Consider the following 25,592-nt stretch of genomic DNA (forward strand, 5'->3'; position numbering starts at 1 on the left):
TGAGCGCACGGGCGCGTTTCATTTTTTAACAGGCAACGGGCATAATACGTTGATTCTCAGCCCCTCTTTGCGGACGCCGTAATGAAAACGCAGCGCATCACTCTGGACGATATTGCTACCCTGGCGGGCGTCACCAAAATGACGGTAAGTCGCTATCTGCGCACGCCGGAAAAGGTCAAAACGGAAACGGCGGAGAAGATCGCCAGCGTGATTGCCGAAATTGGCTACGTCGCGGATACCGATAATGTCGCGGCGACCAAACAGAACCCACCGCGCATCGGCGTGTTGATTCCTTCCTTTAATAATCAAATCTTTGCCGACCTGCTGGCGGGCATTGAATCGGTGACCAGCGCGCACGGCTATCAAACGCTGGTGGTCAATTACGACTACAACGCGCAACGTGAAGAGGAGCAGATCGCCACGGTTTTAGCCTTTAACATCAAAGGGCTGATCCTGACCGAATCGGTACACACCGTACGCGCGGAAAAATACCTTAACGCCGCCAACATTCCGGTGGCGGAAGTGATGGGATTGACCGAAGCGCGTGGACGCATCAATGTTGGCTTCGACAACTATCGCGCCGGCTACGATATGACGGCGATGCTGCTGGCCAGCGGCAAACAGCGTGTTATCTACTTTGGTTCGATGTCCGATCGTCGTGATGAGCAACGATACGCCGGTTATCGCGATGCGGTTGAAGCGGCCGGTTTGCCCGCAGGGCGGATTGTGCCGAACAAGGTCTCATCGGTATCGATTGGCACCGGCATGATGACGCTGGCGCGCCAGCTCTATCCCGAGATGGATGCGATTCTTTGTACCAATGATGATCTGGCGGTCGGCGTGCTGCAGGAGTGTCAGGCGGCGCGCATTGCCGTGCCGCAAGCGATGGCGATTGCCGGTTTTCACGGGCTGGAGATCGGCCAGGCAACCACGCCACGCTTAGCCAGCGTCATCACGCCGCGCTTTGAGATGGGAAAAGTAGCGACGGAGATCATCCTGAAAAAGATCAACCAGCAGCCCACCATCGAGCAGGTCGACCTGCATTATCGCCTCTCAATGGGTGCGACGATTTAATTCACTGCCCGTATCGCAGATGAAGCAGCGGAAAAGGATTTCCCTGTCCATCTAGTGGCGAGCGGCCGGTGATAACAAATCCCTGATGCTGATAGAAACTTAGCGCCTGCGGATTCTGCTCGTTCACATCCAGTTCGCTGACATTCATTTGTTCGATGGCGAAGCGCAGTAGCTGTTTGCCTATGCCAAGACCAAACACTTGCGGCGCGACAAACAACATCTCCAGCCGATTTTCCGCCACGCCGAGAAAACCGACAATGCTCTGCTCTTCATCGCGATAAATACGCAGCTCAACCATCGGCAAATATTGCTCGCGCACCAGCGGGCGCAAAGCGCGGATATCCGCATCTTGCAGGAAATGATGCGTCGCCCGCACCGAGGCTTCCCACACAGTGGTGATCGCCTCAAAATTGCTCTCCTGCGCAGGGTAAATTCCTTTCATGGTGTTCTCCATTCTCATGATCAGCAGAGATGATGAAATATTCGGCCTGAATGATAAAGCGCCAAATTGGCGAGTTATCGTTATTTATTGGCTTTTGACCGTCACATAGCCAGCTAACGTCTTCTTATAATGCTTGTCAGTTAATCGCTGAAACCGAAATTTCAGAGCGCACATCCCGTAGCGGCGCAATTCATTGCGCGATAAATCGCGCCGCTACGGGATGTGCGACGATTTATCGGTATCACGGTATTCATTTCGACATCAGGAGGAAAGATGGATATGCACGCCGCCTTTATGCAGCAACTGATGTTCTGGATTGAGGACAATATAGAGCAGAAACTCATTCTGGAAACCGTGGCGCGCCGCGCCGGGTATTCGCAGTGGCATCTGCAGCGGCTGTTTCGCAGTTACACCGGCGTCGCGCTTGGCACCTACATTCGCGAGCGCAAGTTAACGGCTTCGGTGATCGCGCTGTTGAACAGCAACATGCCGCTGATGGATATCGCCATTAAATATGGCTTCGACTCGCAGCAAACTTATTGCCGCACTTTCCGCCGCATGTTCAATTTGCCGCCCGGCGCGTTCCGGCGTAAATATCAGCACACTTTGCCGGACATTGATGGACCTGCTAGCTTGCTGTTTTTGCATCCGCAGAGTCGACTAGCAGCGTAAAGTATTTACCGGGCGTTGAACCGAACGCGCTGCGAAAAGCGCTGATATAGCTGCTAACACTATCGAATCCGACCTGCCATGCCACTTGCTGCACACTTTTGCCCGCCGCCAATCCTTCCAGTGATTTGAGTAAACGTGAAACCTGGCGATATCGCGTCAAACTCATTCCCTCCGCGCTGGCCCAATGACGGCTCAAACTGCGCGGGCTGAGTCCGGCCCAGCGCGCCAGTTCTGGCCCGGTGCGCGTATCGGAGGGATCGTCCATCAACAGGCGTGCAATCTGCAGCAAGCGCGGTTCCGTCGGCAACGGTAACGTCAGCGGATGTTCAGTCGATTCATACAATTCATCCAGAAACACCTCGCTCAGGCGATTGTAGCGCGCGCTGCCCCAGTGATCGGGCGACAAGTTTGCCAGCCTTTCCGCCAGCGGCTCCAGCACCGAGGGGCAGGAAAGCAGGACGGGATGATCCGGCAATGGCGCGGCCAGCGCATCGTCAACCAATACCGTCCAGCCAAGCACCGGGCCCGGCCCGATAATCGCATGTTCAAAGTAGGGCGGAATCCAGCCCACCAGTCGCGGCGGATTGGCGAAAATACCGGACGGCGTTTTCACCGTCATTAATCCCTGTTTCAAACAGAAAAGCTGCCCAGCTGCATGGCGATGCGTGAAGGTTTCACGGTCCAGCTGTTTCGCTAACGCAGCGGCAATCACTTTCGGCGCATCCGGCTCCAGCAGGCGCTGACGCAGCTCAGCCTGACGCGGATTGCCCGAGAAAGTCAGAGTATCAGTTGGATGGATTAACATGCCAGGCTCCACAATGCGATGAAGGAGCAAAGTGGCGGAGATTGGTGGGGAAGTAAAGCGTGGTCGCGTATAAGTTGGGGGGAGGGCCTGCTTAATAACTTCGTTTCCATTGAACTTGTAACTAAGACTTACAGGTTGCGTTCTGTTCACACTCACCTTTATTTTGCATTGTGAGAGTGTCAGTTGATGGATTGAGGTGAAATCCTGAGAGGTTACTGATCAAAAGGTCTACAGTTATCCTATCCACCTTCCTTTACTAAGCCTCTGACGCCATGAGCCTTTCCCTGATGCATTACCTTCGCGCACGCCTGCGTTTGCTGGTTTCGATTGTGGCTGGCGTGACCTGTTATTTCTTCCTGCCAGCGCATCTGGGCATGTTGCAGCGTCTGCTGATTGGCTGGAACGTGCTGGCATGGCTCTATCTCGCTTTTCTGTGGCTGCGCATGTTAGGCACCGAGGCCAAAGACATCCCGCATATTGCGAAAATCGAAGATGAAAGCGCGACGCTGGTGCTAAGTATGGTGACGCTCACCTGCCTGGTCAGCATTCTGGCGATTCTGATGGAGCTCACCACGCTGAAGAGCCTGACGGGAACGCCACGCATTCTGCATCTGCTGCTGACAGCGGCAACCTTGGTGGTCTCATGGGCGCTGCTTCCCACCTCATTCGCCATGCATTACGCGCATCATCACTATTTGCGTCGCAGCAAAGATGTCACGCCGATGATCTTTCCCGAAAAGCCCGAGCAGCCGGGATACTGGGATTTTCTCTATTTCTCTTTCACCATCGCGGTGGCTTCGCAAACCGCCGATGTGGCAACGGGCACCACGGATATGCGGCAAATCGCACTGCTGCAGTCGGTGATTTCGTTCGTGTTCAATCTGGCGATTTTGGGGTTGTCGGTGAATGTAGGGGCGGGATTGTTGAGTTAGTGGGAGGGGATATAAATAAGTGGCGGAAGATCATAGGAGCGATGAAAACTAAATAACCCATTGTTATAATTACAAATAATAACAATGGGTATTTTCTGTTATACACAATCTTATACCTAGTTTAGGACAGTGCTCTTACCATTTGATCATATTTATCCTGAAGATGAGACTCCTTGAATGTACCTTTGATCGCCTGACGTAGAAATACTTCTAAGTCCTTATGCGTAAGTAGCAACACTAAACCACTCTTATTTCTATTTGCTAAATTTGATATGTGTCTTATGTATTGTGTTTTTATTTCATCACCTCTGAAAACAATTATTCCAAAATGGCCAAAAGTATCGTTGAGGTAATATCCTAATTGATGAAAGTCATCAGATTTTAATTCACTGTAATTTTTACATTCCCACACTACTTGTGTTGCACCGTATTTTGTGCGAACCACTTCCCAAAAACCATCTGATGCCCTATTCGAAGCAATCCAATCTCTTATAGATGTATTGTCGTGGGCTCGCACCTGAGGTTGTACATTAGTAAGCGTTCTAAAAAAACAGAGTTTTATTACATCACCAACAATTTCTTCAAAATTAGAGGCGAAAGCGGAACCAGTAGGAAGCGCTTTAAGTTTTTTTAAAGTGTTTTCTAATGCAGCTTTATAGTCATCAAGTTTGAAACTATCTGGAAGGTCTTCTAGAATACCTTCACTTTGAAGAGTAGTATTTTCCTTTAAATCTTTTAGGAGAATATTTCTTAAGTTGAGTGCCTCGTGGTATGTTGGATGAATGAAAACAGTGGAGGCATGGTCAAATGAGGGTTTTGCATTAGAGTCTTTCCCAGAATCTTTATATTCAATATGAGTTTTTCTTCTTATACCAAGAAAACCGATGCTATAAAACAACTCTATAAATCGGAAAGGGGTGGTGAAATCGTAAAACCATGATTTACAATGTTTTGCGACAGAATCATTAACCAAAAGTTTTTGGATGAAATCCTCAATGGCAACGAGCGTAAATTCATTACCTAGTCCAAAAAAATACTCAAGTATAATACTAATATTTGAATAGTTTTCAGCGTATTCATCACCTAGATCTTTGAGTCGACTCGTACTATAACGCTTACTGGCATAAAGAAGATCTTCAGATTTTACCTTGTTGTTTCCATGACTTATTGCTGAGTCAATGGCATAACTCGCCAGCATTAAAACATCACGAGGCCGATGTTGGCATACATTCATAAAGTTATTAATGCTGTCTTTCGACTCTCCCTCAAAAAAATGTTCCCAAGCTTCACCTCCGAGTTTTGGTTTGGCTGTAAATGGTTTAACGAGTCTTCTCTCTACTAATTCTGATAATTTATGTGGACTCCATTCTAAAAATACTACCGATGTTTCCAGTCTTGAAAACTCATTATCTCTTGCTCTAATTCTGTCGTAGATGTTTTCTCTGATGAAAACGTAAGGTTTTATGTAGTTAGTAGATGCTATAAGTCTTACTGTTGCGTGCATTAAAGCCATTAAGCATATGATTGCTGATTCACTACCGTCCCACGACTCATCAAGCCTATCGATAAGTAAAACATATTGATAATTCACATTGAAATCAAGATCATTAATTTCTTGGATTAATCGTTTGCTCCTTTGTATCTGCCTCAACCAGAGTTTTTCATTTTCTTTAGAATAGGCGTCAAAAATTTCTCCAACAAGATTTAATATGCGCTGATCAAAATCGCAATCTTCAATAAGGCTTCTTTCTTTTCTGATGGTTTCTGGGGCCTTATTGAAGTCAAAACTCGAATTTTCATGCCAGCTTTTTATAACCTCATCGATTAATGCTCGTTCCATTGAATGCATTAAAGATTTAAAAGGTCGCTGTCTAGTGTCTAGAAATAATTCGTTGTCTAAGGGTAGTTTGAGTAAATCGAATATTTGAGGAATAATGTTTATAGTGCGACTTATTTTTCTACCAACCTCTATTGTTATAGCGGTTTTTCCTGCTCCTCTCCTACCAATAAAGAAGCAATGAGTATTTTCACTGTCTAAAGCAGCAAGAGTCGCAGGGGTTGAAACAAACAAGTCAGAAGATTTTCTAATAATGTCGTATTCGGCAAATGACTGACCTAACTGGACACGCTGTAGAGCATCCTTAGGCAATTGTATATTTCCCATTATCTTCTCCTAGTGATCCATCAGACTATTTTGATAGTTAAATATATCTATATCATTCGTCATCGATTCATGCCTAATAGTTTTTTCAACTCGATTATGAAATTCTCAGAAAAATATTAAATGAGTAAAATGAAGAAAAAAAACAATAGCTTAAATGTATTAGTGGTTTTAGTGGCTGTTTTAAATTTTTATAGTAGATAAAAAATTGGGTTTAAGCAGGTTTTATGGTTTTTTACTTTAAAGAGTCGAGAGTGGGCTTCACAAAAGATAACGTAAGATTAGATTGGGCTGCGTTGAACCCTTCCTTCTTAATCTGGATGGTTTCGGAAGTGTAGTGGCGGAAGATCACAGGAGTTAGTAATAGATTTAACTCGTTGATTTCAATTCACATTATTATATTTTTTAAACTGATACCCCCAAAGATACCCCCAATTTGATAGTGCTCTTAACTTTGCAGCCACAGTAAAACCTTTTGCTCTTATAACGGATTGTAGAAACTGCTGCTTAGTTTGTGGTGCCTGCTAAATGGTTAGTTTTTTTCTTCTTAAATCAGGCTGAATTCATTCTAATTATCATATCTGTATGATTTTTATGATCTTTTTAATTTTGATTTTAGGGTTAAATCTGTTCATTATTAATGGTGCCTAATGTTTTTAAATCCTCGCATGCAGCAATTTGAAGATAATTTAAGTTAAGGAGAACCATATATGCCTAAGATAAATGTATATTTTTCTGACTTTTTTAAAGTAGCACCTGAAAAGATTAAGAGTTATGGTGCATTTAACATATCGCTAATTAATGATCTTCCATTATTTATAGACCCATTTTTATTATTTAATAGTGATAACGATCAGTATAAGAAACTACATAATGAGATAATTAACTATGTTGCTTTTCTAAGAGATGTTTCTGGCGGCAGAAATCTCAGTAAAGGTCTTATTAGTAGTTGGTTCCTTTTTCCCGAAGTGAAGCAAAATTGGTTTGGCTACAGCATCGTTGGTAATGGTGGAAGTGGATTAGGCCCAGATTTTGCGAAAGCTTTAAATGCAAGCTTTTCCAATATACTGTCAAATTTTGGAAAAGAAGAAATCACCTCTGGTAGTCATTTAGAAAAACTATGCCTTATTAAAAGTGGAGTTGGTAAGGATAGTGTAAGCGATTTCACTACAAATTTAATCAAGTCATTTTTGTTGGAATATACACAGGATTTTTCTACAAAAAACATAAACAAAAAGTTTCTTAAAGAATTTAATGTAGAAAAAGTCCATTTCAACTATGAAACAAGAACGTGGGTGAATAAAAAATTCACTTTGCCATCTTATAATGATGACTTTGTGCTGTTAACTCCAAGGGATATTCTCACCAAAGATGAAACTTGGATTAACCGTAATGACATGATTGCTGATTTTAGAGACGTTTGTAATAGCATTCCTAATGAACAGTTGAGGGACCAACTTAGCGAATATTTTAATAGATGCCTTCCCGACAAGGCAAAGAAAAAGGATCTTGAAGCGGCTGCAGACTTAGTTATTAAAGATAACCCTACTTTCATTGACTATTATATTAAAATGAAAGAGAAGCAAAGTCGCTCTGCACATGAAAAGAGTATGGAAAAAGTACTTGAATCAGAGAGTGTTTTTATAAGTAAGGTTCAAAAACTCATTGATTCAATTTTTGAGCATAACAACGATTTTTTCCACGAAAACCATGATACTTTAGAAGAATCGTATAATCGTGTTATGTATTTAAAACAAGTAATTGAAAATAACAATGGCTATAAGATTTTTTATCTGAAAGGAAACCCTATCAAGCGTGAGTCAGACTTACAATTAATGTTCAGACTTACATGGTATGCTTCTGTATCTGATGTAAATAGTGAAGTTGATAATGGAAGGGGGCCTGTTGATTACAAAGTATCGAGGGGTTCTAAAGACAAGACATTAGTTGAATTTAAATTGGCAAGCAACTCCAAGTTAAAACAAAACTTAGCCAATCAAGTTAAAGTATATGAGAAAGCAAATCAGACGAAAAAATCAATAAAGGTTATTCTGTATTTTACTGATCAGGAATTAAGTAAATTAATTTCCATTTTCAAAGAGCTTAAAATAAAAGAAGGGAAGGAGCTTGTTATAATTGATGCTAGACCTAATAAGGTTTCAGCGTCAAATGTAAAGGAACAAGATTAATCTAATTAATTTAAAACGGTCTGTCATTTGAATTGATAGACCGCATCAGATTTTAACTACATTGCTCCACATTTCTTTTCGGAGGGAGAACAACGCAGTCCCCTGCATCTACGGCAATACGATTGTGGAATTAGCCTTTCATTTTCCATCGTTCTAAATCCGAAAAGTTCCTCTATTTTATTTAAGTCATTTGTTGTTTGTAGCTTACAGCAAGGGCAAATAGCTTGGATTTGATATGACATTCTTATAGTCCTTTTAAATGGCAATTCCAATTATGCATCTGTTACCTCAAAACCTTTGCGCGCAATGCTATCCCCCAACATGCCTGCCCGCTTTATGCGTCACTTTTTAATCAACTGCATCATGGTAGGCCTTGCCAGATGGGCTGCTAAGGGGGCTTCTGACAAGTAAAATCTGCATGCAAATCCATGCACCTTATGCATGCGCACCTATTTATACTCGCCACCGGTCAGAAAATCTTTAGGGTTGTATCAAAAAATTGTGACGCATATACCTGCCCAAAACAAAAATTTTTAATCCTAACCTTTCTTTTTGGACACCCGTTCCATTCATGCTTCAAATAGCACGCTGTAATTGCTCGGCTTTAAACTTCAGACCGTAGCGCGCGCTCGTACCCCCGCCACGCCTGCCCGCTTTATGGAGTGGTTTTCATGCACCTGCATGATCGGGTTGATGCCGCGCCGCTGCTGGTCTGATATGCCGTTATTGGGTGCCTGAGACTCATGCGTTTTCATGCGGCATAGGCATGCATGCTCCGACGTTAAGCGTCGGGCACAAAAAAGCCCGGCGTGAGGCCGGGCATCTCAGAGTTTTACGTTGTTTCGGGTCAGATAAGTTTCTTCTTTTTGCAATCTGCTTTCGCGCTGCCCGCTGGCGTGATCCCGGTCAGGCTCAGCACGTCGTCGCGGAACATCAGCCCGCTGTATTTTCTTCCGGTTTCGGCAATACGCTGCATTACAAAGCCGCCATAGAGCGTGTCGGCGTCATTGACGCCCTCAATTACGCCCGGCATGTATTCACTGCCGGTGCGCCTGAACTGGCGGTACTTCATATTCAGCAGGCTGAACAGCTCAGCACCATGCAGCACCAGAAAATCGCCCAGAAGCTCGTCCACGCGCTCGTCGGTGATGCCCTCATGACTGAGCACATAGGCGGTTGCCTTGCATCCGGTATCGTGGGCCAGCTGCGGCAGCTGCTTTTCCTTTTCGCCGGTCAGGCTCTCAAGCTCGCGAGCGGTTTCCTCCTGTTCAAGGTAGGCGGCGCGCAGCTTTTTCATTTCCGCCGTAACGGTGCCGCTGTTCTGATCCAGCAGTTCGCGAAAGCGTGCCCGTCCGGCCTCTGCCTCACGTTCGGCCTCGCTGCGGCGCTCGCGCAGAGTGCTTACGGCACCGGCTGCGGCGGTTTCGCTGCTGCGGGCCTCCATCCAGCCATTGAGCCTGTTCATCAGGTCGGCGACGCGAAGACGCCACCCAGGGGAAAGGCCTGTGACGAGCTGCGCGGTGGTGTTTTCTACCTCCGCTTCGGGCAGCTTAGTGAGCCAGCCCGCCTCGCGCAGGGGCTGGTTTCCGGTGTGCATGGCGGCGGCAATTCGCGTGCCGGTCGCGTTAACTGCGGTGTCTGTCATTGGCGTACTCATATTCTCTCCTGTTCAGGGCTGTGCGTGACGGTCGCGGCGGGTGCAGGCGTCGCCGTAGCGGCCCAGCGTCTGCGGCTGTCGCGCCGCGCTCAGCGTTGCCGCTGCGGGTTCTGACTCCGCAGGCTTCTGCGGCTTCATGATGATTTTCTCGACGCTCTCCAGCGCGGTGAACGTGCAGGAGCAGTCAAGGTTGGTGCACTGATACCAGGTGCGCTTGACGGTCGCTGACTCGTAGGCGCTGGTGCGGGTATGTGCGGTGGTGCCGCACTCCGGGCATTTGAGGGCCATCACGCGCCCTCCTGCGGCAGCCGGTTCTGGCGCTGCGCAAAGCGCAGGTGCTGTGCGGGGGTGTAGCTCCCCTGACAGTCGCGAAGCATACCGGCTTCCGGGGCAAGGCCCGCTTCCGCGAGCGCGTCCTTGTATGCTGCTGCCACCGCCGGGCGCGTACGCTGCACCTCACGGGCCACGACGCTGCGCAGCAGCCGGGCGGCCACCTCCAGCCCGCCGGGGCCGTTCAGGAACGGGGCCAGCGCAGAGGTGAGCGCCGGGCCGTGTTCGCCCATAAAGCCGCTGAGCGCGTCCTCCGTGCAGGCTTCCAGCACAACCCGCTGTGCGTACACGCCCTCACGGGCGGCGCAGTTAATCTGCCAGTCCAGCACCGCGATGCGCTCGCGCAGCAGAGGTACACGCTCACTGTAATCAGCCGTTTTTTCGCCAGCCGTGAGCAGGGTATTCAGTGCCGTTTCAGCCTCCTGACGCGCACTGACGTGAGCCTGCCACTGGCTGCGGGCGGCGCGGAACTGGTCAAGCGCCTGCGCGGGAGTGGTTACAATGGTCATTACGCCTGCTCCTTTTTCTTCGCCATTTCACGGCGGACCAGCATTTTGTTCCGTGCTGCCGGTGTCGGGGCTCTGCTGAAGTCAATGCGGGCTGCATGATCCGGGAAAACACCTGCCAGCCTGAAGGCTGCGTCTTCCTCCGGCAGTGCGTCGCGCTCAAGCGCAGGGCGCGTGATGTGCTTATTGATAAATTCCCTGAGTACGCTTTCCGGGTCATTAACGCCCCGGACAACGCCGGTTGTGATAGATGCCTCCCGGCCCAGCGTGATTTTCAGCAGGCTCAGCATCTGAATCAGTGGCTCGCCGTGTGCCTGCATGAATTCCTGCCACAGCTGCATGGCGCGCAGCTGTACCAGGTCGTTGTGCGCATTGATGTATGCTTGCGCGCTGTCGGCGGTCTCCCACGGCAGGAACTCACTCTCCTGCGCGTGGAGGGTCAGCAGGGCGTCAAACTCTTCCAGCGACTCGCGGTCGAGTACGACCTCCGCGCGCAGCTTCTTCATCTCCGGCGTCATTACGCCGCCGTTCTCACGAAACAGCCTGCGCCATTCATCATTCTGAGCGGTCGCATTCGCCTCGGTCTCAGCGCGGCGCTGGCGGATGGTTTCAGCCTGCGAAGCCGCTGATTCCTGTTTACGGCGCGTCTCAATCCAGGCGTTTCGGGCGACGTTAACTTCATCTAACGCGCTCTGCACGGAAGCGGGTAGTCCGGCTGCGGGGTTTTTATCGGTCATGAGTATTCCTGTCGGGTTATTTTCGGTCAGTCAATTGTGCCGTCGGTGGCACAGTGCATCCATCTGCGGGCAGTGTGTGGTGGCTGGTACAGCGCAGGGCGGGATTACCGCTGCGTCTGATAACCGGCCTGCCAGAAAAAGAGGCTTTATGTCGCTAAACGCCGCTGTCCTTCTTTTTCCGGTGTAACACGGGTAACAGGTGTTACATCACTGAATTAAATAGCTTTTTCATAAATTCTGCGGTGTAACACGATGGGTAACAGGGTGTAACAGCAGGGAACGGGTACTGTTACACCCGTTACACCTCACCTTTTTGTCAGGTGTAACAGCCTCAGCCCTTACCGGATGCCGCTGTTACACCAGTTACACCTGTTACCCTTTAAAAATAAGACTCACGCAAAGCCCTTCACGTCAGCCCGGCACCTCGCTGTTAAAAACGTAGAGCCTGCGCACGTTCATCTCTGGCGGGCGGATGCTGGTCTGTAGCTTGCCGTCGGCAGAGGCCAGCAGATAACCCCGGTCCGCGCAGAGGCGCGCCACCTTACGCGGGTCAAACCCCCTGCATATTTCCTTCCACCCGGACGGCATGACGTAGAACGTCGTCACCGCCTCGGTGCCCTGCGCGGTGTTGCCCTTATCCACCCTTCGCCAGCCCACCATGTTGCCGGGACGGTTGCGCTCGTCGTGCCAGTCGGCAAAGCGACTGTACTGGTTAGCGGTAAAGAAGCTGCGCACCTGCTCCAGCGCGGCAATGTCTTCCTGGTTGGCGGTATGCCCGCGGTCTTTGAGCCAGGCATTCAGGCACACGCGGGTTGCCCGCAGCGCTTCACCTTCCTGCCAGCCGGTGATGCCGAGGCGGGTCGCCAGCTCTCCGGCCATTGCCACCAGGGCAAAACGGTTAACCGCGCGGCCCACCTGATTGCCCGCGTCCTGCGGGGTCAGGGCGGCGGTATACTCCTTCAGCAGGGTTTTAGCCTGCGCCGTCAGCCCGTTCAGGTCTGCGGTCAGCGCCTTCAGCCACTCGCGGAACGGCGCGCCGTAGTAGCTGGCCGTGGCCCATTCCAGATGCTCGGCCAGCGCCTTGCCGCTCTCAAAGCCGTGCAGCTCCTCAAACACGCCAAACTTCCCCGAATCGCTGGGTATCTGGATCATCCTCACCTCCATCCCGGCAAAGGTGCGCTCTCCGGCCTTTGCGGCGTGCTCGGTCAGCGACAGCTCCCCGGTGGAGAAGAACAGCAGGCGCCACTGCTTGCGGGTGCGCAGCTCGCCGTCCGTACCGGCGCGGCCCTTACCCTGACCGTTTGCCAGCATGTAGGCGATGTTGCCCGCCTCGCGCCCGTCCACCTCGCGGATTTCGTCGAGCATCATGGCCGCGTCGTTGCGGCGGCTGGCGCAGCCCTCAAGCGCGTTGCCGGTGGCGCGCCACGTCTGCCAGTAGTCCGGCCCGCCGCACACGGAGGTGGCCGCCTTCATGGTGGTGGTCTTGCCGTCCGTGGATTCCCCCTTGAGGTGATAGCCGCCGCCGTCCATGCCGACCAGCCGCAGCAGCGGGGCGGCAAAGGCGAGGCTGACCGCGAACGCCACGCGTGAGTTACCGGTGCAGAAGCGGGAAACGTGCTCGCGCCACTCATCAACGGAGCCTGACACGCGGAAGTCCCGCCCCTGCACGGAGGTGGTCTGGAGAATGACGCCGTCTGCGCCTTCTCCGCTCACCTCGTCCTGAAGCACGTAAACCTGACCGTGCCAGCCGGTGCGGCTCACGCAGGTCACGCGGCGCTCCGGCTTGCACAGCGAGATGTATTCCATCAGGCGGGCGCGGGCCTCGCCGGTGGTGCTGATGTAAGACAGGCCGTTGACCAGCAGCACGCGGCGCAGCTCCTCGCCGCTGCCGCTCAGCATCTCCATCGGCATGGCCCACCGGCGACGCTCTCCCCATGTGTCCTCCCATTCCAGCAGGCGGCCAAAGTTGCCGCCGTCGGCGTCGCAGGTGATGGCCGTGACGCGCAGCGGGTTGCAGATTTTGACGTTCTGGATTTCCGTTTCGCCGTTGCGCTGCACCTGCTTTTCGTACCAGAGGTATTCCTGCGTCAGCCGGAACCCGTGCGGCAGCTGCGTGCGGCCCTCACCGCAAAGCACCAGACCGTTACGGAACGCTTCACGGGCGCGGGTCACGCCGTGCTCCCGGTGAAAGTCGTTCCAGTCGGCTTTAATTTCGCCCGGCGGCAGACTCACCCAGCCACTGACGGCTTTTGCTGCCTTCTCCGCAAACGCTTTGCCGGGGTTCTCACCCGCATCCTGAAAGTCGTTGTCACCGGCAATGACAATTTTCACCTCCGGCCAGCGCGCCCGCAGCGCCTGCGCCACGTTCGGCAGGTTCCCCGCCGAGATGGCGGCCACGACGCACCCGGCGGTCAGCTGGCTCACCGTCAGTGCGGTGGCATAGCCTTCGGTGATGACCAGCTGCACCGGCGGCTCAGGCGGCAGCGGGCTGAGCGCCACAAACGCACCCTTCATGGTGCTGCCGGGCAGCAGGCTCTTTTCACCCGTAGGGGCAATCAGCTGCGCGCCGGTCACCGCACCGTCTGAGGTGGTCAGCGGAAGCAGCAGCGAACCCGCCGGAAAGGCCGTGCCGCCGATGCGCTGCGCGCTTCCGGTGAGGCAGGCCGGATAACCGGCAAAACCTTTGGCCGCGAGGTAGGCGCTTTCACCGCTGTGGCTGGCATTCACCAGCGCGCCGACGGCGGCGGCCATATCGCGTTTAGGGGCTTTTTCTCTGGCAGGCCTAACCGGCATGTCCTGCACGTCACGCACGTCCAGCACCTGCGCCACCTCCTGCGCGGCCTGCTTTACGCCCTTGCCCGTCACCAGCTTCACCAGGTCAAGGCCGTCACCGTGGCCGCAGTGGCTGCAAATCCACGTGCCCCGACCCTCAAGGTCATCCAGGCGGAAACGGTCTTTACCTTCACACTTAGGGCAGGGGCCGTGTCTGCCACCGTCGGGCACGCTCACGCCGAGCATCTGAAGAATGACCGGCCAGCGGCCGCGCGCGGCGGCAGTAATGTCTGATACTGACTGTACTGTCATAACCCCTCCTTAATGCCGGTAAAGCGACGCGCCGGTGTCGCAGAACTTTTCAAAAGCCGCCGGAAGCGTGCGGTACAGTTCGGTCATGACCTCGCAACCGCGCTTAGTCAGTGCCGGCGGCGCGGTCAGCAGTGTCGGCTCCACCATGTCGGTAAGCAGCGCCAGCGCCGCAGCCGCGCCGCGCGCTTCGCCGTACTCGTTCACCATCGCGCTCTCAACGTGCAGCGCGATGGCCATCTCGATGCGCTCCACTGCCATGCGGTGCGGGCCGCGCATTTCGCTGCCGGTGTCGGCCAGATGCTTAGCCCGCCATGCGGAGGCGATGGCGCGACGATAAAGCGCCGTGGTCAGCTCCGGCGGGAACACGGATACCTGTGGCTTCTTCATGCGCGGACCTCCTCAATCAGTGCGCAGCAGCGCGTAACGTCGTTCAGGTCGGCGCGCAGGTACTCCATCAGCGCGGCAACGCCGGGCACGCTGTGCGTGGTGAATGAACCCGAGCAGGGATGTTCGGAAAACAGGAGCTGGAGCAGGTCACAGGCCTCCTTTGCGCGGGTCAGCTTCTCAAATGCGTCTTCCGGCAGGCCGTAGGCAAAGGCGGAAAAATTACCGTTTTCAGGCAAGGGGATGCCCTGAGCACCGTTGTGCCCGATTGAAACTGTCATGGTTTACTCCGTTAAAGCTGGCTGTGTGTCAGAGGTAGTTTGAGTAATGGCTGGCGTCCGGTTCGGCGGGCTGCTGTACAACCCGCTCGCGCCAGCGCTCAAACTGCACGGACGGGTGCAGGGCAAGCGGGCTGAAGCCGCCCTGTCCACCGGCAATTTCAGCATTGCGCCGTGGCGGTTCGCTGACTCGCGTGTAGCTTTCTTCAAACCACGCCAGCGGAGCAGACGTCACCTGACCGTCGCTGTCATAGCGATAGAGCACTTCCTGACTGAATTCAGGCGTGGCCGTAAAGGCAGATACGGGCAGGGAGGTAAAGCGGATGATGGTGACCGTCCAGCCCTGACTGTGCTGCCAGATTTCGCCGCGCTGCGGATATTCACGCATGAACGCCTCCACGGCAGGGCAGACGGCCCGCAAAGAGCAGGATGTAGTCAGCCGCCAGACGACGTCGCGCGCTGTATTCGTCACTGGCGGTAACACGCAGCATTACCGGGCGACAGGACAACTGAGAACGGTTGATTGCCGCAAATATCCAGGTAGACTTTGGTTTAGCCATAATATTGCTCCTAGCATGTTTGGTTAGATGCCCGTTATGTGTTGCAGCACAAGCGGGCATTGTTTTTTAGGATTATGATAACTACAATGGTAATTACCATGTAGGTCATCATAAGTTAGGGTAATTACCATGTCAACACCACAAGAAAAACGTTCTCCTCCATTTCAGATGCGTTTAACAGATGAATTTCGGCAGCAGCTCGAAACAGAAATGCGTAAAGATGGTGATACTGCTCTGGCTGCATGGATAAAACGCGTATTGCGTAAAGAGCTGCAATCACGCGGAATTGATCCTAATGGTTAATGATCGCAAGTACGCGCAAAATCGATCTTGATAAAGATTTTTCCTTTCGCGGCTTTCTCTCAAGCCGCTTAATTACTTGCCCGCTGCAGTTTCTTAGCTTGTCTTCTCATGTCCTCGAATTTCTCGATGGAACATGTTTCATGCTGATCACGCCATCCGTAATAATCGGCTGCACGCCAGCGCGACATACGGCCAATTTTGATGGGACGGGGAAAGCGGTCTTGTGAGATAAGGCGATAAATCCATTTATCACTTAACATGCAGTCAGCGGTGATAAATTTCATATCGATCAAAGCATCCATAGAAGGGCGCTGTGCAGTCACGATATTGGTGGAAGGGGTCATAGTTCATTCTCCGTATGTTCATGTCTACTCGCTTCAATACGGAAAATTTAATCATCGAAATTAGGGCAGGGAAATGTGACTAAAGCAAAGAAAATACAATCGCATTAGTCACTAGTTTTGTTATCAGAATGTTAATCCATCTTTCTTAATGCAGCTTCTGAGTAGACTGACGATAGTGTCAAAGCTAAGTGGCGGCTCGCCATTTTCAGGCCAGAATTCATTAGCATGCTGAAAAAGATGCTCTGTAATGGCTGCAGGGCTTTCTCGTCTAAGCTTCATATCTCGGTGGTAAAGTGCTACCACAGCCATAAGGACTTCTACCCTAGGAACTGCGTGTTTTTGCTTTTGCGCATCAGATTGGGGTTTGTAGTTTTTAACGAGCTTTTTAGGTTTTTTTTCATCTCTTACAGCATCTAAAAATTTTGAAATCTGCTTTGTTGTAATCCATTTAATATCAAATAAATAGTAATTTTCCCTTTCGTTATAATTAACATAAATAGATATTGGGAAATTAAAGTAACTTTCGCCAGAAGGCGTGAAATATGTTGGCCATTCTTCAGGTTGCCCCTCATATTTGACCAAAACTTTTTTGTATTCATCATCAACGGAAAAAATCCCTTTCATATGGCATTTGATAAATCCATTTTCATCACATTTTTTCTCATTGTCATCTATACGAATAGAGCAGCTTTCCGACAAAGAGTAATATCCCTTTTTATCTCTTGGCAATGTTTCTATTTTTTTTAGTAATACTTCTTTCTCAACATCAGCCTTTAGTAAGCACGAAACCTCAAGATCATCATCATGAAACTCCATGCAAAGCTCAATTCCTTTATTGCATGCAAACCATAGAATGTCTTTTTCGTCACAACCTATAAGTTTGGCTGCTTCATCTATTTGATATTTTTCTCTTAAAAGAGATTCCGTATTATTTATTTTAAGAAATTCCAACCTAGATAGCTCCATTTTGAGTTAAATAGTCCGCATACCATTGCAGCATTTCCCTGCGACCATCTAAATATTGTGCGTGATTGTAAGCTCCTCTAATTGCATTACGATCAACGTGAGCCAGTTGCATTTCTATCCATGCAGAATTAAATCCCTGCTCATGCAGGATTGTACTCATCGTGTGCCTAAATCCATGCCCAGTAAGCCTACCTTTGTAACCTAAAAGCTCAATAACTTGATTGATGCTTTCTTTGCTAATTGGCTTCGTCTGGTCATTTCTTCCGATGAATACAAGCGGATATTGCCCAGTTATCAGCTGCAACTGTTTTAATATTGATACAGCTTGTTTTGAGAGCGGCACTTTGTGAGGGCGACGCATTTTCATATGCTCCGCTGGAACCTCCCAAATCGCGTTTTCAAGGTCAATATCTTGCCAGCGAGCAAAGCGTAGTTCCTGCGTTCTTACGCCGGTATACATAATTAAGTAAGTCGCTGTTTTCGTAATCACGCTTCCAGTATAACCAGCTAGATCCTTTAAAAATTCAGGTAGCTCCAGAGCGGTGAGGAAAGGTAGATGCTGCTTTTTATGGACTGCTAAAGCGCTCGCTAAGTCAGGCGCTGGATTATATTCAGCTCGCCCGGTAATGATCGCATAACGGAATACTTCCCCGCATCGCTGGCGCACTTTACGCATTTTCTCTAATGCGCCACGTTTTTCCATTCGTTTAAGTGTTTCAAGCAGTTCTAAGGGCTTTATCTCAGCAATGGGCTTGAAACCAATATAGGGAAAAATATCCTTTTCAAAGGTATCAAGAATTTCTTCGCGATAGCGTAGTGACCAACGATCAGCTTTAGCTTTGTGCCACTCTCGCGCAATTGCCTCGAAAGTGTTTGCGGTAGCGATTTTCTTGGCTTGTTTTTGTGCCTTCTTAATCGCGCCGGGATCATCTCCGGCTGCAAGGCTGCGTCTGGCTTCATCTCGTTTCTGACGTGCCATAGCAAGCGGCACATCAGGATAAACACCGATAGACAGTAACTTCTCGCGTCCCAAAACGCGGTACTTCATTCGCCAGTAGCGGGAGCCGTTGGGATTGACCAGCAAGTACAGGCCGCCGCCGTCAGCGAGTTTGTAAGGTTTATCGAGGGGCTTTGCTGTGCGCACCTTGACGTCAGTTAAGGGCATTCCGTCTCCTCTAGGGGGTATCAATTTTTTGGGGTAATTTTAAACCCCCTTAAATACCCCGTTATGGGGGTAGATTTGAGTAGACGTAGAGTGACATCAGGAGAGTGAGGATTCAACCTAACTTGCAGATTTTTATGATTTTGATTGACGGCTCTTGACGTGGAAAGAATGAGGATGGCGGAAGATCACAGGAGTCGAACCTGCCCAGGACCGCTGGCGGCCCCAACCGGATTTGAAATCCGGCCGCCTCACCGGAGACGACGATCTTCCTTTGAAGATGCCGCAGGAGTATAGCGACAATCGCGGCGGAATTCTTGATCTTAGCCGTGCGTCACAGCACGTTTTCACCGTGAAGCTGCCGATACTCCTTCGGCGTGTTGGCATAACTCTTCTTAAACACCGAATAGAAATATTGCAGCGAAGGGTAGCCACACATTTGTGAGATCTCATTGATGCTCAATGAAGAACACGCCAGCAGCTCGCGCGCTTTCTCCAGTTTTTCGCGGTGAATCATGGCGTGAATGGTGTCGCCGGTTTCATCACGGAAGCGTTTTTCCAGGTTTGACCGCGAGATGCCGATGGCATCCAGCACCTGTTCAACCTTAATGCCTTTGCAGGCGTTGAAGCGGATGTAGTGCATCGCCTGAATCACTGCGGGATCGTGCAAGGAGCGGAAATCGGTGGAGCGGCGCGCAATCACTTTTACCGGTGGCACCAGAATGCGTTGCAATTGCAGAGGCTGATTATCCAGCAGGCGATGCAGCAGTTTTGCCGCCTGATAACCCATCTGACGTGAACCCTGCGCCACGGACGAGAGCGCCACGCGCGACAGATAACGCGTCAGTTCCTCGTTATCGATACCGATCACCGTGAGCTTTTCTGGTACCGGAATTTTGAGGTATTCGCAGGCCTGCAACAGATGTCGCGCACGCGCATCGGTGACAGCGATGATGCCGGTTTGCTGCGGCAACGTTTGCAGCCAGTCAGCCAGGCGGTTTTGGGCGTGCTGCCAGTTTTCCGGCGCTGTTTCCATGCCCTGATAGACCACGCCCTGATAACGTTCGCGCGCCACCAGCTGGCGAAACGCATGCTCACGTTCTTGCGCCCAGCGTTTGCCGCTGGCTGCGGGCAAACCATAGAAAGCAAAGCGGTTTACGCCTTTCTCTTTCAAATGCAAAAAGGCGCTCTCGACCAGCGCGGCGTTGTCGGTGGCGATGTAATGCACGGGCGGATAGTCCTGCGGCTGATGGTAGGATCCGCCGACGCCGACAATTGGCACCGAAACGTTGGCCAGCAGTTTTTCAATTGAGGGATCGTCGTAATCCGCGATAACTCCATCGCCCAGCCATTCCCGGATGTTGTCGATGCGACAGCGAAAATCCTCTTCAATGAAAATGTCCCAATCGGTTTGAGATGCCTGTAAATACTCACCGACGCCCTCAACCACCTGGCGGTCATAAACCTTATTGGCGTTGAACAGCAACGTAATACGAAAGCGTTTCTCATGCATCGTGGCGCACTCTCCTAAATCGACAGCACCTTGCATAGCATGGCACGACGGACAGCAGAAAGAATTTGCGCCACATTGTGATCCCCCACGCGATTACACCCGACGACGCGTCGCGGTATCCATCCACACTGCCAGCAACAGGATGGCGCCCTTGACGATGTACTGCCAGAAGGTCGGGACATCCATCATGCTCATGCCGTTATCCAGCGAAGCCATGATAAATGCGCCGATGACAGCGCCCGCCACCGAGCCAACGCCGCCCGCCAGGCTGGTGCCGCCAATCACACAGGCGGCGATGGCATCCAGCTCGGCGATGTTGCCTGCCGAAGGCGAACCCGCGCCAAGGCGTGAGCTGAGAATCAGGCCGGCTATCGCCACCATCACGCCATTGATGGCGAAGACCGCCAGTTTGGTGCGGGCCACATTTATGCCGGAAAGGCGTGCGGCATCCAGGTTGCCACCGATGGCATAGATCCGGCGACCAAAAGCCGTGCGCGTCGCCATAAACATGCCGCCGAGCAGCAGCAGCGCCAGCAGCAACACCGGCGTTGGCACGCCGCGATAATCGTTGAGCAGCCAAATCGCGCCTAACACCATAACAGCGGTGATGACCTGTCGCACAAGCGCACCGCTGACGGAGGGTTGCGTAAGACCAAGCTGTTGGCGGCGCAAGCGCAAACGCCATTGCCAGAGGATAAACAGCGCCAAACCCGCAAAGCCGAAACCAAAACCGATCCCGCCAGGCAGATAGCTTTGCCCAATCTGCGACATTGCCGGGCTGGTAGGCGCTACGGTTGTGCCGTCGGTGATGCCGACCAGAATGCCGCGAAACGCCAGCATTCCCGCCAACGTGACAATAAACGACGGGACTTTGCGATAGGCCACCCACCAGCCGTTCCAGGTGCCGAGCAGCAGGCCCATCACTAAAGTTACGACGATGCTGAGCGGCAGCGGCCAACCGAGCCAGACGTCAAAGATGGCCGCAGCACCGCCGAGCAAGCCCATCATCGAACCGACTGAGAGATCGATTTCGGCAGAGATAATGACGAACACCATGCCGACCGCAAGAATGCCGGTGATGGCGGTCTGGCGCAGCAGGTTGGAAACATTACGGGCGCTGAGCCACGCACCGTCGGTGGTCCAGGTGAAGAATAGGGCGATCAGCACAATCGCACCCAGCATCACCAGCACCTGCAAATTCGGCAGCAAGAATTTACCCGGCGCACCTTTACCCGGCGTGGTGAGGCCGCGTTGCGTACTTTCGGTCTTAAACATAGTGTTCACTCCGCAGGGCGGCTTCCATCACCTGCTCCTGAGTCAGGTTATCGTTAATCAGATCGGCTTTGATTTTGCCTTCATGCATCACCAAAACCCGATCGCTCAGGCCCAGTACTTCGGGCAGCTCAGACGAAATGACAATCACGGCAATCCCTTGCTGCACTAACGAGTTAATCAGCAGATAAATTTCCTGGCGCGCGCCCACATCAATGCCGCGCGTCGGCTCATCAAGAATTAGGATTTTTGGATTGAGCAGCAGGCATTTAGCGAGGATCGCTTTCTGTTGATTCCCGCCGCTCAGGCGACCAATCGGCAGGTCTGCCGACGAGGTTTTTACCCGCAGGCGTGCAATGGCCTGGTTGATTGCCTGCTGTTCCTGAGCTTCATCCAGCAGCGAAAGTCGAGGACTAAATTGGTCCAGCGCGGCCAGCGTGATGTTTTTGCCCACGCCCATCAGCGGCACGATGCCATCCTTTTTACGATCTTCCGGCACCATTGCGATGCCGTGAGCGATGGCGGCGCGGCAGTCATTGATACGGACTTTCTTACCGTTGATGCGAATATCGCCCTGCCAGCGCCCCGGCCAAACGCCAAACAGACACTGCACGGTTTCGGTTCGCCCGGCACCGACCAGCCCGGCAATGCCAAGGATTTCGCCGCGCTTCAGGCTGAAAGAGACGTTATCCACCCGGCGAATATGGCGGTTGATGGGATGCCACGCCGTGAGGTTCTCCACCTGCAGCAGGGTTTCGCCAATCTCGTGTGGGCTATGCGGATAGAGCGCCGTCAGTTCGCGCCCGACCATCATAGTGATGATGTCATCCTCACTCAGCCCGGCGGCCGCGCGGGTCGCGATATGCTGGCCGTCGCGGATCACGCAGATGGTGTCCGAAATCGCCTTTACCTCATTGAGTTTGTGCGAGATGTAGATGCAGGCGATGCCGTGTTCGCGCAGGTTTTTGATGATGCTCAGCAGCACCTCGGTTTCCTGTTCGGTGAGCGAAGAGGTCGGCTCGTCGAGGATTAGCAGGCGCACCTGTTTATTCAGGGCGCGTGCAATCTCCACCAGCTGTTGCTGGCCTAAACCCAGCTCGCCGACGCGCGTATCCGGCGAGACATGCAGCTTGACCCGCTCCAGCAGCTGCTGGCAGCGCAGCGTCATGGTTTCGTCATCCACCATGCCGAAACGCCCCAGCTCAGCGCCGAGGAAAATGTTCTCCATCACCGTCAGCTGCCGCACCAGCGCCAGCTCTTGATGGATGATCACGATCCCTTTGCGTTCAGTATCGCGAATGGTCTGCGCCTGAATCTCGTCGCCCGCAAAATGGATAGTGCCTTCGAAGTCACCGTGCGGATAAAGCCCGCACAGGATCTTCATCAGCGTCGATTTTCCCGAGCCGTTTTCGCCGCACAGCGACATCACTTCACCCGCTTCCAGCTGCAGGCTCACGTCATCCAGTGCTTTCACCGCGCCGAAACGTTTGGTGATATGGTTCATTTCCAGCAACATCGACATATCTCCTTCGCGGGCTCGCGCCTCAGAGTTCGCTCTGCTTGTGGAAGCCGTCTTTAACTACCGTGCTTTCAATGTTGTCTTTGTTGACCGGAATAGGATTCAGCAGGCGCGATGGCACATCTTTCAGGCCGTTGTTGAGCTTGCTGTTGCTGGCGGGTTGTTTGTCGTCACCGAGTTCCACCGCGATTTTGGCCGCTTCAGTCGCCAGTTCAGTGATAGGTTTGTAAACCGTCATGGTTTGCGTGCCGTTCATAATGCGTTTGATGGCGGCGAGATCGGCATCCTGACCGGAGATCGCGACTTTGCCGGAAAGTCCCTGCGCGCTTAATGCCTGAATGGCACCGCCTGCGGTGGCATCATTCGACGCTACAACGGCATCAATGTGGTTGCTGTTCGCGGTTAAGGCGTTTTCCATTATTTTCAGCGCATTTTCCGGCAGCCAGGCATCAACCCACTGATCGCCGACCACTTTAATGCTGCCATTATCAATATAAGGTTTTAACACTTTCATCTGACCGGCACGGAACAGGCGCGCATTATTATCCACCGGCGATCCGCCCATCAGGAAGTAATTACCTTTAGGCACTTGCTTTACAATACTTTCGGCCTGTAATTCGCCCACTTTTTCATTATCGAATGAGATATAAAAATCAATATCGGCGTTATTTATCATGCGGTCATACGCCAGCACTTTAATGCCTTCACGTTTCGCTTCCGCCACCACGTTACTTAAAACCTGGCCGTTATAAGGAATGATGACCAATACATCGACGCCGCGATTGATCATATTTTCAATTTGCGACATCTGCGTTTCTTCGTTGCCGTTGGCCGATTGCACAAACACTTTGGCGCCCAGTGATTCGGCTTGTTTAACAAAGATATCGCGATCTTTTTGCCAGCGTTCCAGACGTAAATCATCAATAGCCATACCGATTTTGACTTCTTTAGCGCTACCCGCGTGACTAAACAGGGCCAGAGCCGCGCAGGCGGCCAACAGTGATTGTTTCATGTTCATGGTATTAATCCTGTAGGTTGAGGCTGTTGTCGTTGTAAGGCTTATAACCAGGCCGATGAATTGTTGCCCTGAGTTTAAGATGACATCAATTACTGATTTTTATCCGGCTATTACGTTTTTTGGTTTATTTACGATTTTATGAGCGCGATCGATATTTCAACGCTTTGAGAAAAAACGAAGTCGAGAAGACGGAATGAAAATAACGACATTATTTTGCGAGCTGGCGCACAAATAATAATTATCTTACGTTGAGTGTTAAATATCGTAATTGAGCAGCAGTAAATTACATCATCACAATAACCGCTCAAAGCTGACCATTCGGGTCCTCATGCTAAGGAGCTAACTATGCACGCCTATTTCGACCAGCTTGATCGCGTTCGTTATGAAGGGAGTAATACCCGCAATCCTCTGGCGTTTCGTCATTACAACCCGGACGAAGTGATTCTCGGTAAAACCATGGCGGAGCATCTGCGCTTTGCGGCCTGTTACTGGCATACCTTCTGCTGGAACGGCGCGGATATGTTTGGCGTTGGGGCGTTTGATCGTCCGTGGCAGAAGCCGGGAGATGCGCTTGAGTTGGCGAAACAAAAGGCCGATGTTGCCTTTGAGTTCTTTCATAAACTGAATGTGCCTTATTACTGCTTCCACGATGTGGATGTCTCGCCGGAAGGCGATTCGTTGAAAAGCTATCGCGAAAACTTCGCCGTGATGACGGATAAGTTGCTGGAAAAGCAGCAGGAAACCGGCGTGAAACTGCTGTGGGGAACCGCCAACTGCTTTACCCATCCGCGTTACGGTGCGGGTGCGGCAACCAATCCGGATCCAGAAATTTTTGCCTGGGCCGCCAGTCAGGTGTGCAGCGCCATGCAGGCCACGCAAACCCTCGGCGGCGAGAACTATGTGCTGTGGGGCGGGCGCGAAGGGTACGAAACCTTACTGAATACCGACCTGCGCCAGGAGCGCGAGCAGATTGGCCGGTTTATGCAGATGGTGGTGGAGCACAAACATAAGATCGGCTTCCACGGCATGTTGCTGATTGAGCCCAAGCCGCAGGAGCCGACGAAACATCAGTATGACTATGATGTGGCGACGGTTTATGGCTTCCTGAAGCAGTTCGGGTTAGAGAAAGAGATCAAAGTGAATGTGGAGGCTAACCACGCAACGCTGGCGGGCCACTCATTCCATCATGAAATCGCAACGGCCATCGCGCTGGGCATTTTTGGCTCGGTGGATGCTAACCGTGGCGACATGCAGTGTGGCTGGGATACTGACCAGTTCCCGGTCAGCGTGGAAGAGAATGCGCTGGTGCTGTACGAAATTATCAAAGCGGGCGGATTCACCACCGGCGGCTTAAACTTTGATGCCAAAGTTCGCCGTCAGAGCACCGACAAATATGACCTGTTCTACGGCCATATCGGCGCAATGGATACCATGGCACTGGCGTTAAAAGTCGCGGCCCGCATGGTGGCGGACGGCGAGCTGGATAAGCGTGTGGCACAGCGCTACAGCGGCTGGAACGGTGAGTTCGGACAGCAGATTCTGAAGGGCGAATTTTCCCTCGCCGCGCTGGCGGAACAGGCGCAACAACAGCAATTCAATCCACAACATCGTAGCGGACGCCAGGAACAGCTGGAGAATCTGGTGAATCACTACTTGTTTGATTTTTAACTTTTCAGGAGCGCAG

The 25,592-nt window shown here is 51.6% G+C and carries 25 protein-coding genes and 1 tRNA gene; 6 read left to right on the forward strand and 20 right to left on the reverse strand.

Annotated features, from left to right (window positions below):
• Window positions 1-81: 81 nt before the first annotated feature.
• Entirely contained in the window at window positions 82-1,074 is a 993-nt protein-coding gene (locus tag PanJK_RS17315; protein ID WP_061720021.1) for a LacI family DNA-binding transcriptional regulator, read from the forward strand.
• Window position 1,075: 1 nt separating this feature from the next.
• On the opposite strand, the gene PanJK_RS17320 is transcribed toward PanJK_RS17315, so the two are convergent.
• Window positions 1,076-1,516, reverse strand: a complete 441-nt coding sequence (locus tag PanJK_RS17320) for a GNAT family N-acetyltransferase (RefSeq protein ID WP_265301458.1) — start codon at window positions 1,514-1,516, stop codon at window positions 1,076-1,078.
• 273 nt (window positions 1,517-1,789) lie between these two features.
• Here PanJK_RS17320 and PanJK_RS17325 point away from each other — a divergent pair, with 273 nt between their 5' ends.
• The gene (locus PanJK_RS17325; protein ID WP_265301460.1) at window positions 1,790-2,188 is read left to right on the forward strand and encodes a helix-turn-helix domain-containing protein; all 399 of its coding nucleotides are present in this window, start codon (window positions 1,790-1,792) and stop codon (window positions 2,186-2,188) included.
• Here PanJK_RS17325 and PanJK_RS17330 read toward each other — a convergent pair.
• Window positions 2,145-2,993, reverse strand: coding sequence for an AraC family transcriptional regulator (locus PanJK_RS17330; protein ID WP_265301462.1), 849 nt, complete (start codon window positions 2,991-2,993; stop codon window positions 2,145-2,147). The genes PanJK_RS17325 and PanJK_RS17330 overlap by 44 nt on opposite strands.
• A 272-nt stretch (window positions 2,994-3,265) precedes the next feature.
• On the opposite strand from PanJK_RS17330, the gene PanJK_RS17335 reads away from it, so the two are divergent.
• Entirely contained in the window at window positions 3,266-3,925 is a 660-nt protein-coding gene (locus tag PanJK_RS17335; protein ID WP_265301465.1) for a DUF1345 domain-containing protein, read from the forward strand.
• 121 nt (window positions 3,926-4,046) lie between these two features.
• Here PanJK_RS17335 and PanJK_RS17340 read toward each other — a convergent pair whose 3' ends face one another.
• The gene (locus PanJK_RS17340; protein ID WP_265301467.1) at window positions 4,047-6,089 is read right to left on the reverse strand and encodes a P-loop ATPase, Sll1717 family; all 2,043 of its coding nucleotides are present in this window, start codon (window positions 6,087-6,089) and stop codon (window positions 4,047-4,049) included.
• A 707-nt stretch (window positions 6,090-6,796) separates the two neighbouring features.
• Here PanJK_RS17340 and PanJK_RS17345 point away from each other — a divergent pair.
• A complete protein-coding gene (locus PanJK_RS17345) occupies window positions 6,797-8,275 on the forward strand; it encodes a hypothetical protein (RefSeq protein WP_265301469.1) in 1,479 nt (492 codons plus the stop codon).
• A gap of 847 nt (window positions 8,276-9,122) precedes the next feature.
• On the opposite strand, the gene PanJK_RS17350 is transcribed toward PanJK_RS17345, so the two are convergent.
• From PanJK_RS17350 to PanJK_RS17390, 9 genes are all read right to left on the reverse strand, one after another.
• On the reverse strand, window positions 9,123-9,932 hold the full coding sequence (locus PanJK_RS17350; RefSeq protein WP_265301471.1) for a hypothetical protein: 810 nt from the start codon (window positions 9,930-9,932) through the stop codon (window positions 9,123-9,125).
• A 12-nt stretch (window positions 9,933-9,944) separates the two neighbouring features.
• Window positions 9,945-10,220, reverse strand: a complete 276-nt coding sequence (locus tag PanJK_RS17355; protein ID WP_265301744.1) for an ogr/Delta-like zinc finger family protein — start codon at window positions 10,218-10,220, stop codon at window positions 9,945-9,947.
• Window positions 10,220-10,771, reverse strand: coding sequence for a phage polarity suppression protein (locus PanJK_RS17360; protein WP_265301474.1), 552 nt, complete (start codon window positions 10,769-10,771; stop codon window positions 10,220-10,222). The genes PanJK_RS17355 and PanJK_RS17360 overlap by 1 nt, the downstream gene beginning before the upstream one ends.
• Window positions 10,771-11,505: a septation initiation protein gene (locus tag PanJK_RS17365; protein ID WP_265301477.1), complete on the reverse strand. Its 735-nt coding sequence runs from the start codon at window positions 11,503-11,505 to the stop codon at window positions 10,771-10,773. The genes PanJK_RS17360 and PanJK_RS17365 overlap by 1 nt, the downstream gene beginning before the upstream one ends.
• Window positions 11,506-11,916: 411 nt before the next feature.
• Complete coding sequence (locus tag PanJK_RS17370; RefSeq protein WP_265301479.1) at window positions 11,917-14,589, reverse strand: TOPRIM and DUF927 domain-containing protein; 2,673 nt, start codon at window positions 14,587-14,589, stop codon at window positions 11,917-11,919.
• Window positions 14,590-14,598: 9 nt separating this feature from the next.
• A complete protein-coding gene (locus tag PanJK_RS17375) occupies window positions 14,599-14,976 on the reverse strand; it encodes a DUF5375 domain-containing protein (protein ID WP_265301482.1) in 378 nt (125 codons plus the stop codon).
• The gene (locus tag PanJK_RS17380) at window positions 14,973-15,254 is read right to left on the reverse strand and encodes a hypothetical protein (protein WP_265301484.1); all 282 of its coding nucleotides are present in this window, start codon (window positions 15,252-15,254) and stop codon (window positions 14,973-14,975) included. Before PanJK_RS17380 ends, PanJK_RS17375 begins: the two co-directional genes overlap by 4 nt.
• Before the next feature lie 28 nt (window positions 15,255-15,282).
• Window positions 15,283-15,639: a hypothetical protein gene (locus tag PanJK_RS17385; protein ID WP_265301486.1), complete on the reverse strand. Its 357-nt coding sequence runs from the start codon at window positions 15,637-15,639 to the stop codon at window positions 15,283-15,285.
• Window positions 15,632-15,811: a host cell division inhibitor Icd-like protein gene (locus tag PanJK_RS17390; protein ID WP_265301487.1), complete on the reverse strand. Its 180-nt coding sequence runs from the start codon at window positions 15,809-15,811 to the stop codon at window positions 15,632-15,634. The genes PanJK_RS17385 and PanJK_RS17390 overlap by 8 nt, the downstream gene beginning before the upstream one ends.
• A 129-nt stretch (window positions 15,812-15,940) precedes the next feature.
• On the opposite strand from PanJK_RS17390, the gene PanJK_RS17395 reads away from it, so the two are divergent.
• On the forward strand, window positions 15,941-16,114 hold the full coding sequence (locus PanJK_RS17395; RefSeq protein ID WP_162873165.1) for a hypothetical protein: 174 nt from the start codon (window positions 15,941-15,943) through the stop codon (window positions 16,112-16,114).
• Between the two features lie 68 nt (window positions 16,115-16,182).
• Here the strand turns inward: PanJK_RS17395 and PanJK_RS17400 are convergent, their stop codons facing one another.
• The 8 genes from PanJK_RS17400 to xylF all read right to left on the reverse strand — a co-directional run bounded on the left by PanJK_RS17400 (window position 16,183) and on the right by xylF (window position 23,908).
• Window positions 16,183-16,458, reverse strand: coding sequence for a helix-turn-helix transcriptional regulator (locus PanJK_RS17400; protein WP_265301492.1), 276 nt, complete (start codon window positions 16,456-16,458; stop codon window positions 16,183-16,185).
• 123 nt (window positions 16,459-16,581) lie between these two features.
• The gene (locus tag PanJK_RS17405) at window positions 16,582-17,409 is read right to left on the reverse strand and encodes a hypothetical protein (RefSeq protein WP_265301495.1); all 828 of its coding nucleotides are present in this window, start codon (window positions 17,407-17,409) and stop codon (window positions 16,582-16,584) included.
• Window position 17,410: 1 nt separating this feature from the next.
• A complete protein-coding gene (locus PanJK_RS17410; protein WP_265301496.1) occupies window positions 17,411-18,589 on the reverse strand; it encodes a tyrosine-type recombinase/integrase in 1,179 nt (392 codons plus the stop codon).
• A gap of 175 nt (window positions 18,590-18,764) precedes the next feature.
• Window positions 18,765-18,859: transfer RNA gene (locus PanJK_RS17415), tRNA-Sec, on the reverse strand.
• A gap of 61 nt (window positions 18,860-18,920) precedes the next feature.
• A complete protein-coding gene (xylR, locus tag PanJK_RS17420) occupies window positions 18,921-20,099 on the reverse strand; it encodes a D-xylose utilization transcriptional activator XylR (protein ID WP_061719296.1) in 1,179 nt (392 codons plus the stop codon).
• Window positions 20,100-20,192: 93 nt separating this feature from the next.
• On the reverse strand, window positions 20,193-21,374 hold the full coding sequence (gene xylH / locus PanJK_RS17425; RefSeq protein WP_265301502.1) for a xylose ABC transporter permease XylH: 1,182 nt from the start codon (window positions 21,372-21,374) through the stop codon (window positions 20,193-20,195).
• On the reverse strand, window positions 21,367-22,893 hold the full coding sequence (locus tag PanJK_RS17430; RefSeq protein ID WP_265301504.1) for a xylose ABC transporter ATP-binding protein: 1,527 nt from the start codon (window positions 22,891-22,893) through the stop codon (window positions 21,367-21,369). Before PanJK_RS17430 ends, xylH begins: the two co-directional genes overlap by 8 nt.
• Before the next feature lie 22 nt (window positions 22,894-22,915).
• Window positions 22,916-23,908: a D-xylose ABC transporter substrate-binding protein gene (gene xylF, locus PanJK_RS17435; RefSeq protein WP_008105256.1), complete on the reverse strand. Its 993-nt coding sequence runs from the start codon at window positions 23,906-23,908 to the stop codon at window positions 22,916-22,918.
• Between the two features lie 345 nt (window positions 23,909-24,253).
• Between xylF and xylA the strand changes: the two genes are divergently transcribed.
• Window positions 24,254-25,576 carry a xylose isomerase gene (xylA, locus tag PanJK_RS17440; protein ID WP_061719300.1) on the forward strand — a complete coding sequence of 441 codons (1,323 nt, stop codon included), beginning with the start codon at window positions 24,254-24,256 and terminating at the stop codon, window positions 25,574-25,576.
• Window positions 25,577-25,592: the final 16 nt, after the last annotated feature.

Origin of the sequence: Pantoea sp. JK (genome assembly GCF_026130245.1) — a bacterium.
GTDB lineage: Bacteria > Pseudomonadota > Gammaproteobacteria > Enterobacterales > Enterobacteriaceae > Pantoea > Pantoea trifolii.

Excerpts from the sequence above, each read along its gene's own strand:
- PanJK_RS17315 (WP_061720021.1), top strand. The coding sequence starts at position 82 with ATGAAAACGCAGCGCATCACTCTGGACGATATTGCTACCCTGGCGGGC.
- PanJK_RS17320 (WP_265301458.1), bottom strand. The coding sequence starts at position 1,516 with ATGAAAGGAATTTACCCTGCGCAGGAGAGCAATTTTGAGGCGATCACC.
- PanJK_RS17325 (WP_265301460.1), top strand. The coding sequence starts at position 1,790 with ATGGATATGCACGCCGCCTTTATGCAGCAACTGATGTTCTGGATTGAG.
- PanJK_RS17330 (WP_265301462.1), bottom strand. The coding sequence starts at position 2,993 with ATGTTAATCCATCCAACTGATACTCTGACTTTCTCGGGCAATCCGCGT.
- PanJK_RS17335 (WP_265301465.1), top strand. The coding sequence starts at position 3,266 with ATGAGCCTTTCCCTGATGCATTACCTTCGCGCACGCCTGCGTTTGCTG.
- PanJK_RS17340 (WP_265301467.1), bottom strand. The coding sequence starts at position 6,089 with ATGGGAAATATACAATTGCCTAAGGATGCTCTACAGCGTGTCCAGTTA.
- PanJK_RS17345 (WP_265301469.1), top strand. The coding sequence starts at position 6,797 with ATGCCTAAGATAAATGTATATTTTTCTGACTTTTTTAAAGTAGCACCT.
- PanJK_RS17350 (WP_265301471.1), bottom strand. The coding sequence starts at position 9,932 with ATGAGTACGCCAATGACAGACACCGCAGTTAACGCGACCGGCACGCGA.
- PanJK_RS17355 (WP_265301744.1), bottom strand. The coding sequence starts at position 10,220 with ATGGCCCTCAAATGCCCGGAGTGCGGCACCACCGCACATACCCGCACC.
- PanJK_RS17360 (WP_265301474.1), bottom strand. The coding sequence starts at position 10,771 with ATGACCATTGTAACCACTCCCGCGCAGGCGCTTGACCAGTTCCGCGCC.
- PanJK_RS17365 (WP_265301477.1), bottom strand. The coding sequence starts at position 11,505 with ATGACCGATAAAAACCCCGCAGCCGGACTACCCGCTTCCGTGCAGAGC.
- PanJK_RS17370 (WP_265301479.1), bottom strand. The coding sequence starts at position 14,589 with ATGACAGTACAGTCAGTATCAGACATTACTGCCGCCGCGCGCGGCCGC.
- PanJK_RS17375 (WP_265301482.1), bottom strand. The coding sequence starts at position 14,976 with ATGAAGAAGCCACAGGTATCCGTGTTCCCGCCGGAGCTGACCACGGCG.
- PanJK_RS17380 (WP_265301484.1), bottom strand. The coding sequence starts at position 15,254 with ATGACAGTTTCAATCGGGCACAACGGTGCTCAGGGCATCCCCTTGCCT.
- PanJK_RS17385 (WP_265301486.1), bottom strand. The coding sequence starts at position 15,639 with ATGCGTGAATATCCGCAGCGCGGCGAAATCTGGCAGCACAGTCAGGGC.
- PanJK_RS17390 (WP_265301487.1), bottom strand. The coding sequence starts at position 15,811 with ATGGCTAAACCAAAGTCTACCTGGATATTTGCGGCAATCAACCGTTCT.
- PanJK_RS17395 (WP_162873165.1), top strand. The coding sequence starts at position 15,941 with ATGTCAACACCACAAGAAAAACGTTCTCCTCCATTTCAGATGCGTTTA.
- PanJK_RS17400 (WP_265301492.1), bottom strand. The coding sequence starts at position 16,458 with ATGACCCCTTCCACCAATATCGTGACTGCACAGCGCCCTTCTATGGAT.
- PanJK_RS17410 (WP_265301496.1), bottom strand. The coding sequence starts at position 18,589 with ATGCCCTTAACTGACGTCAAGGTGCGCACAGCAAAGCCCCTCGATAAA.
- xylR (WP_061719296.1), bottom strand. The coding sequence starts at position 20,099 with ATGCATGAGAAACGCTTTCGTATTACGTTGCTGTTCAACGCCAATAAG.
- xylH (WP_265301502.1), bottom strand. The coding sequence starts at position 21,374 with ATGTTTAAGACCGAAAGTACGCAACGCGGCCTCACCACGCCGGGTAAA.
- PanJK_RS17430 (WP_265301504.1), bottom strand. The coding sequence starts at position 22,893 with ATGTCGATGTTGCTGGAAATGAACCATATCACCAAACGTTTCGGCGCG.
- xylF (WP_008105256.1), bottom strand. The coding sequence starts at position 23,908 with ATGAACATGAAACAATCACTGTTGGCCGCCTGCGCGGCTCTGGCCCTG.
- xylA (WP_061719300.1), top strand. The coding sequence starts at position 24,254 with ATGCACGCCTATTTCGACCAGCTTGATCGCGTTCGTTATGAAGGGAGT.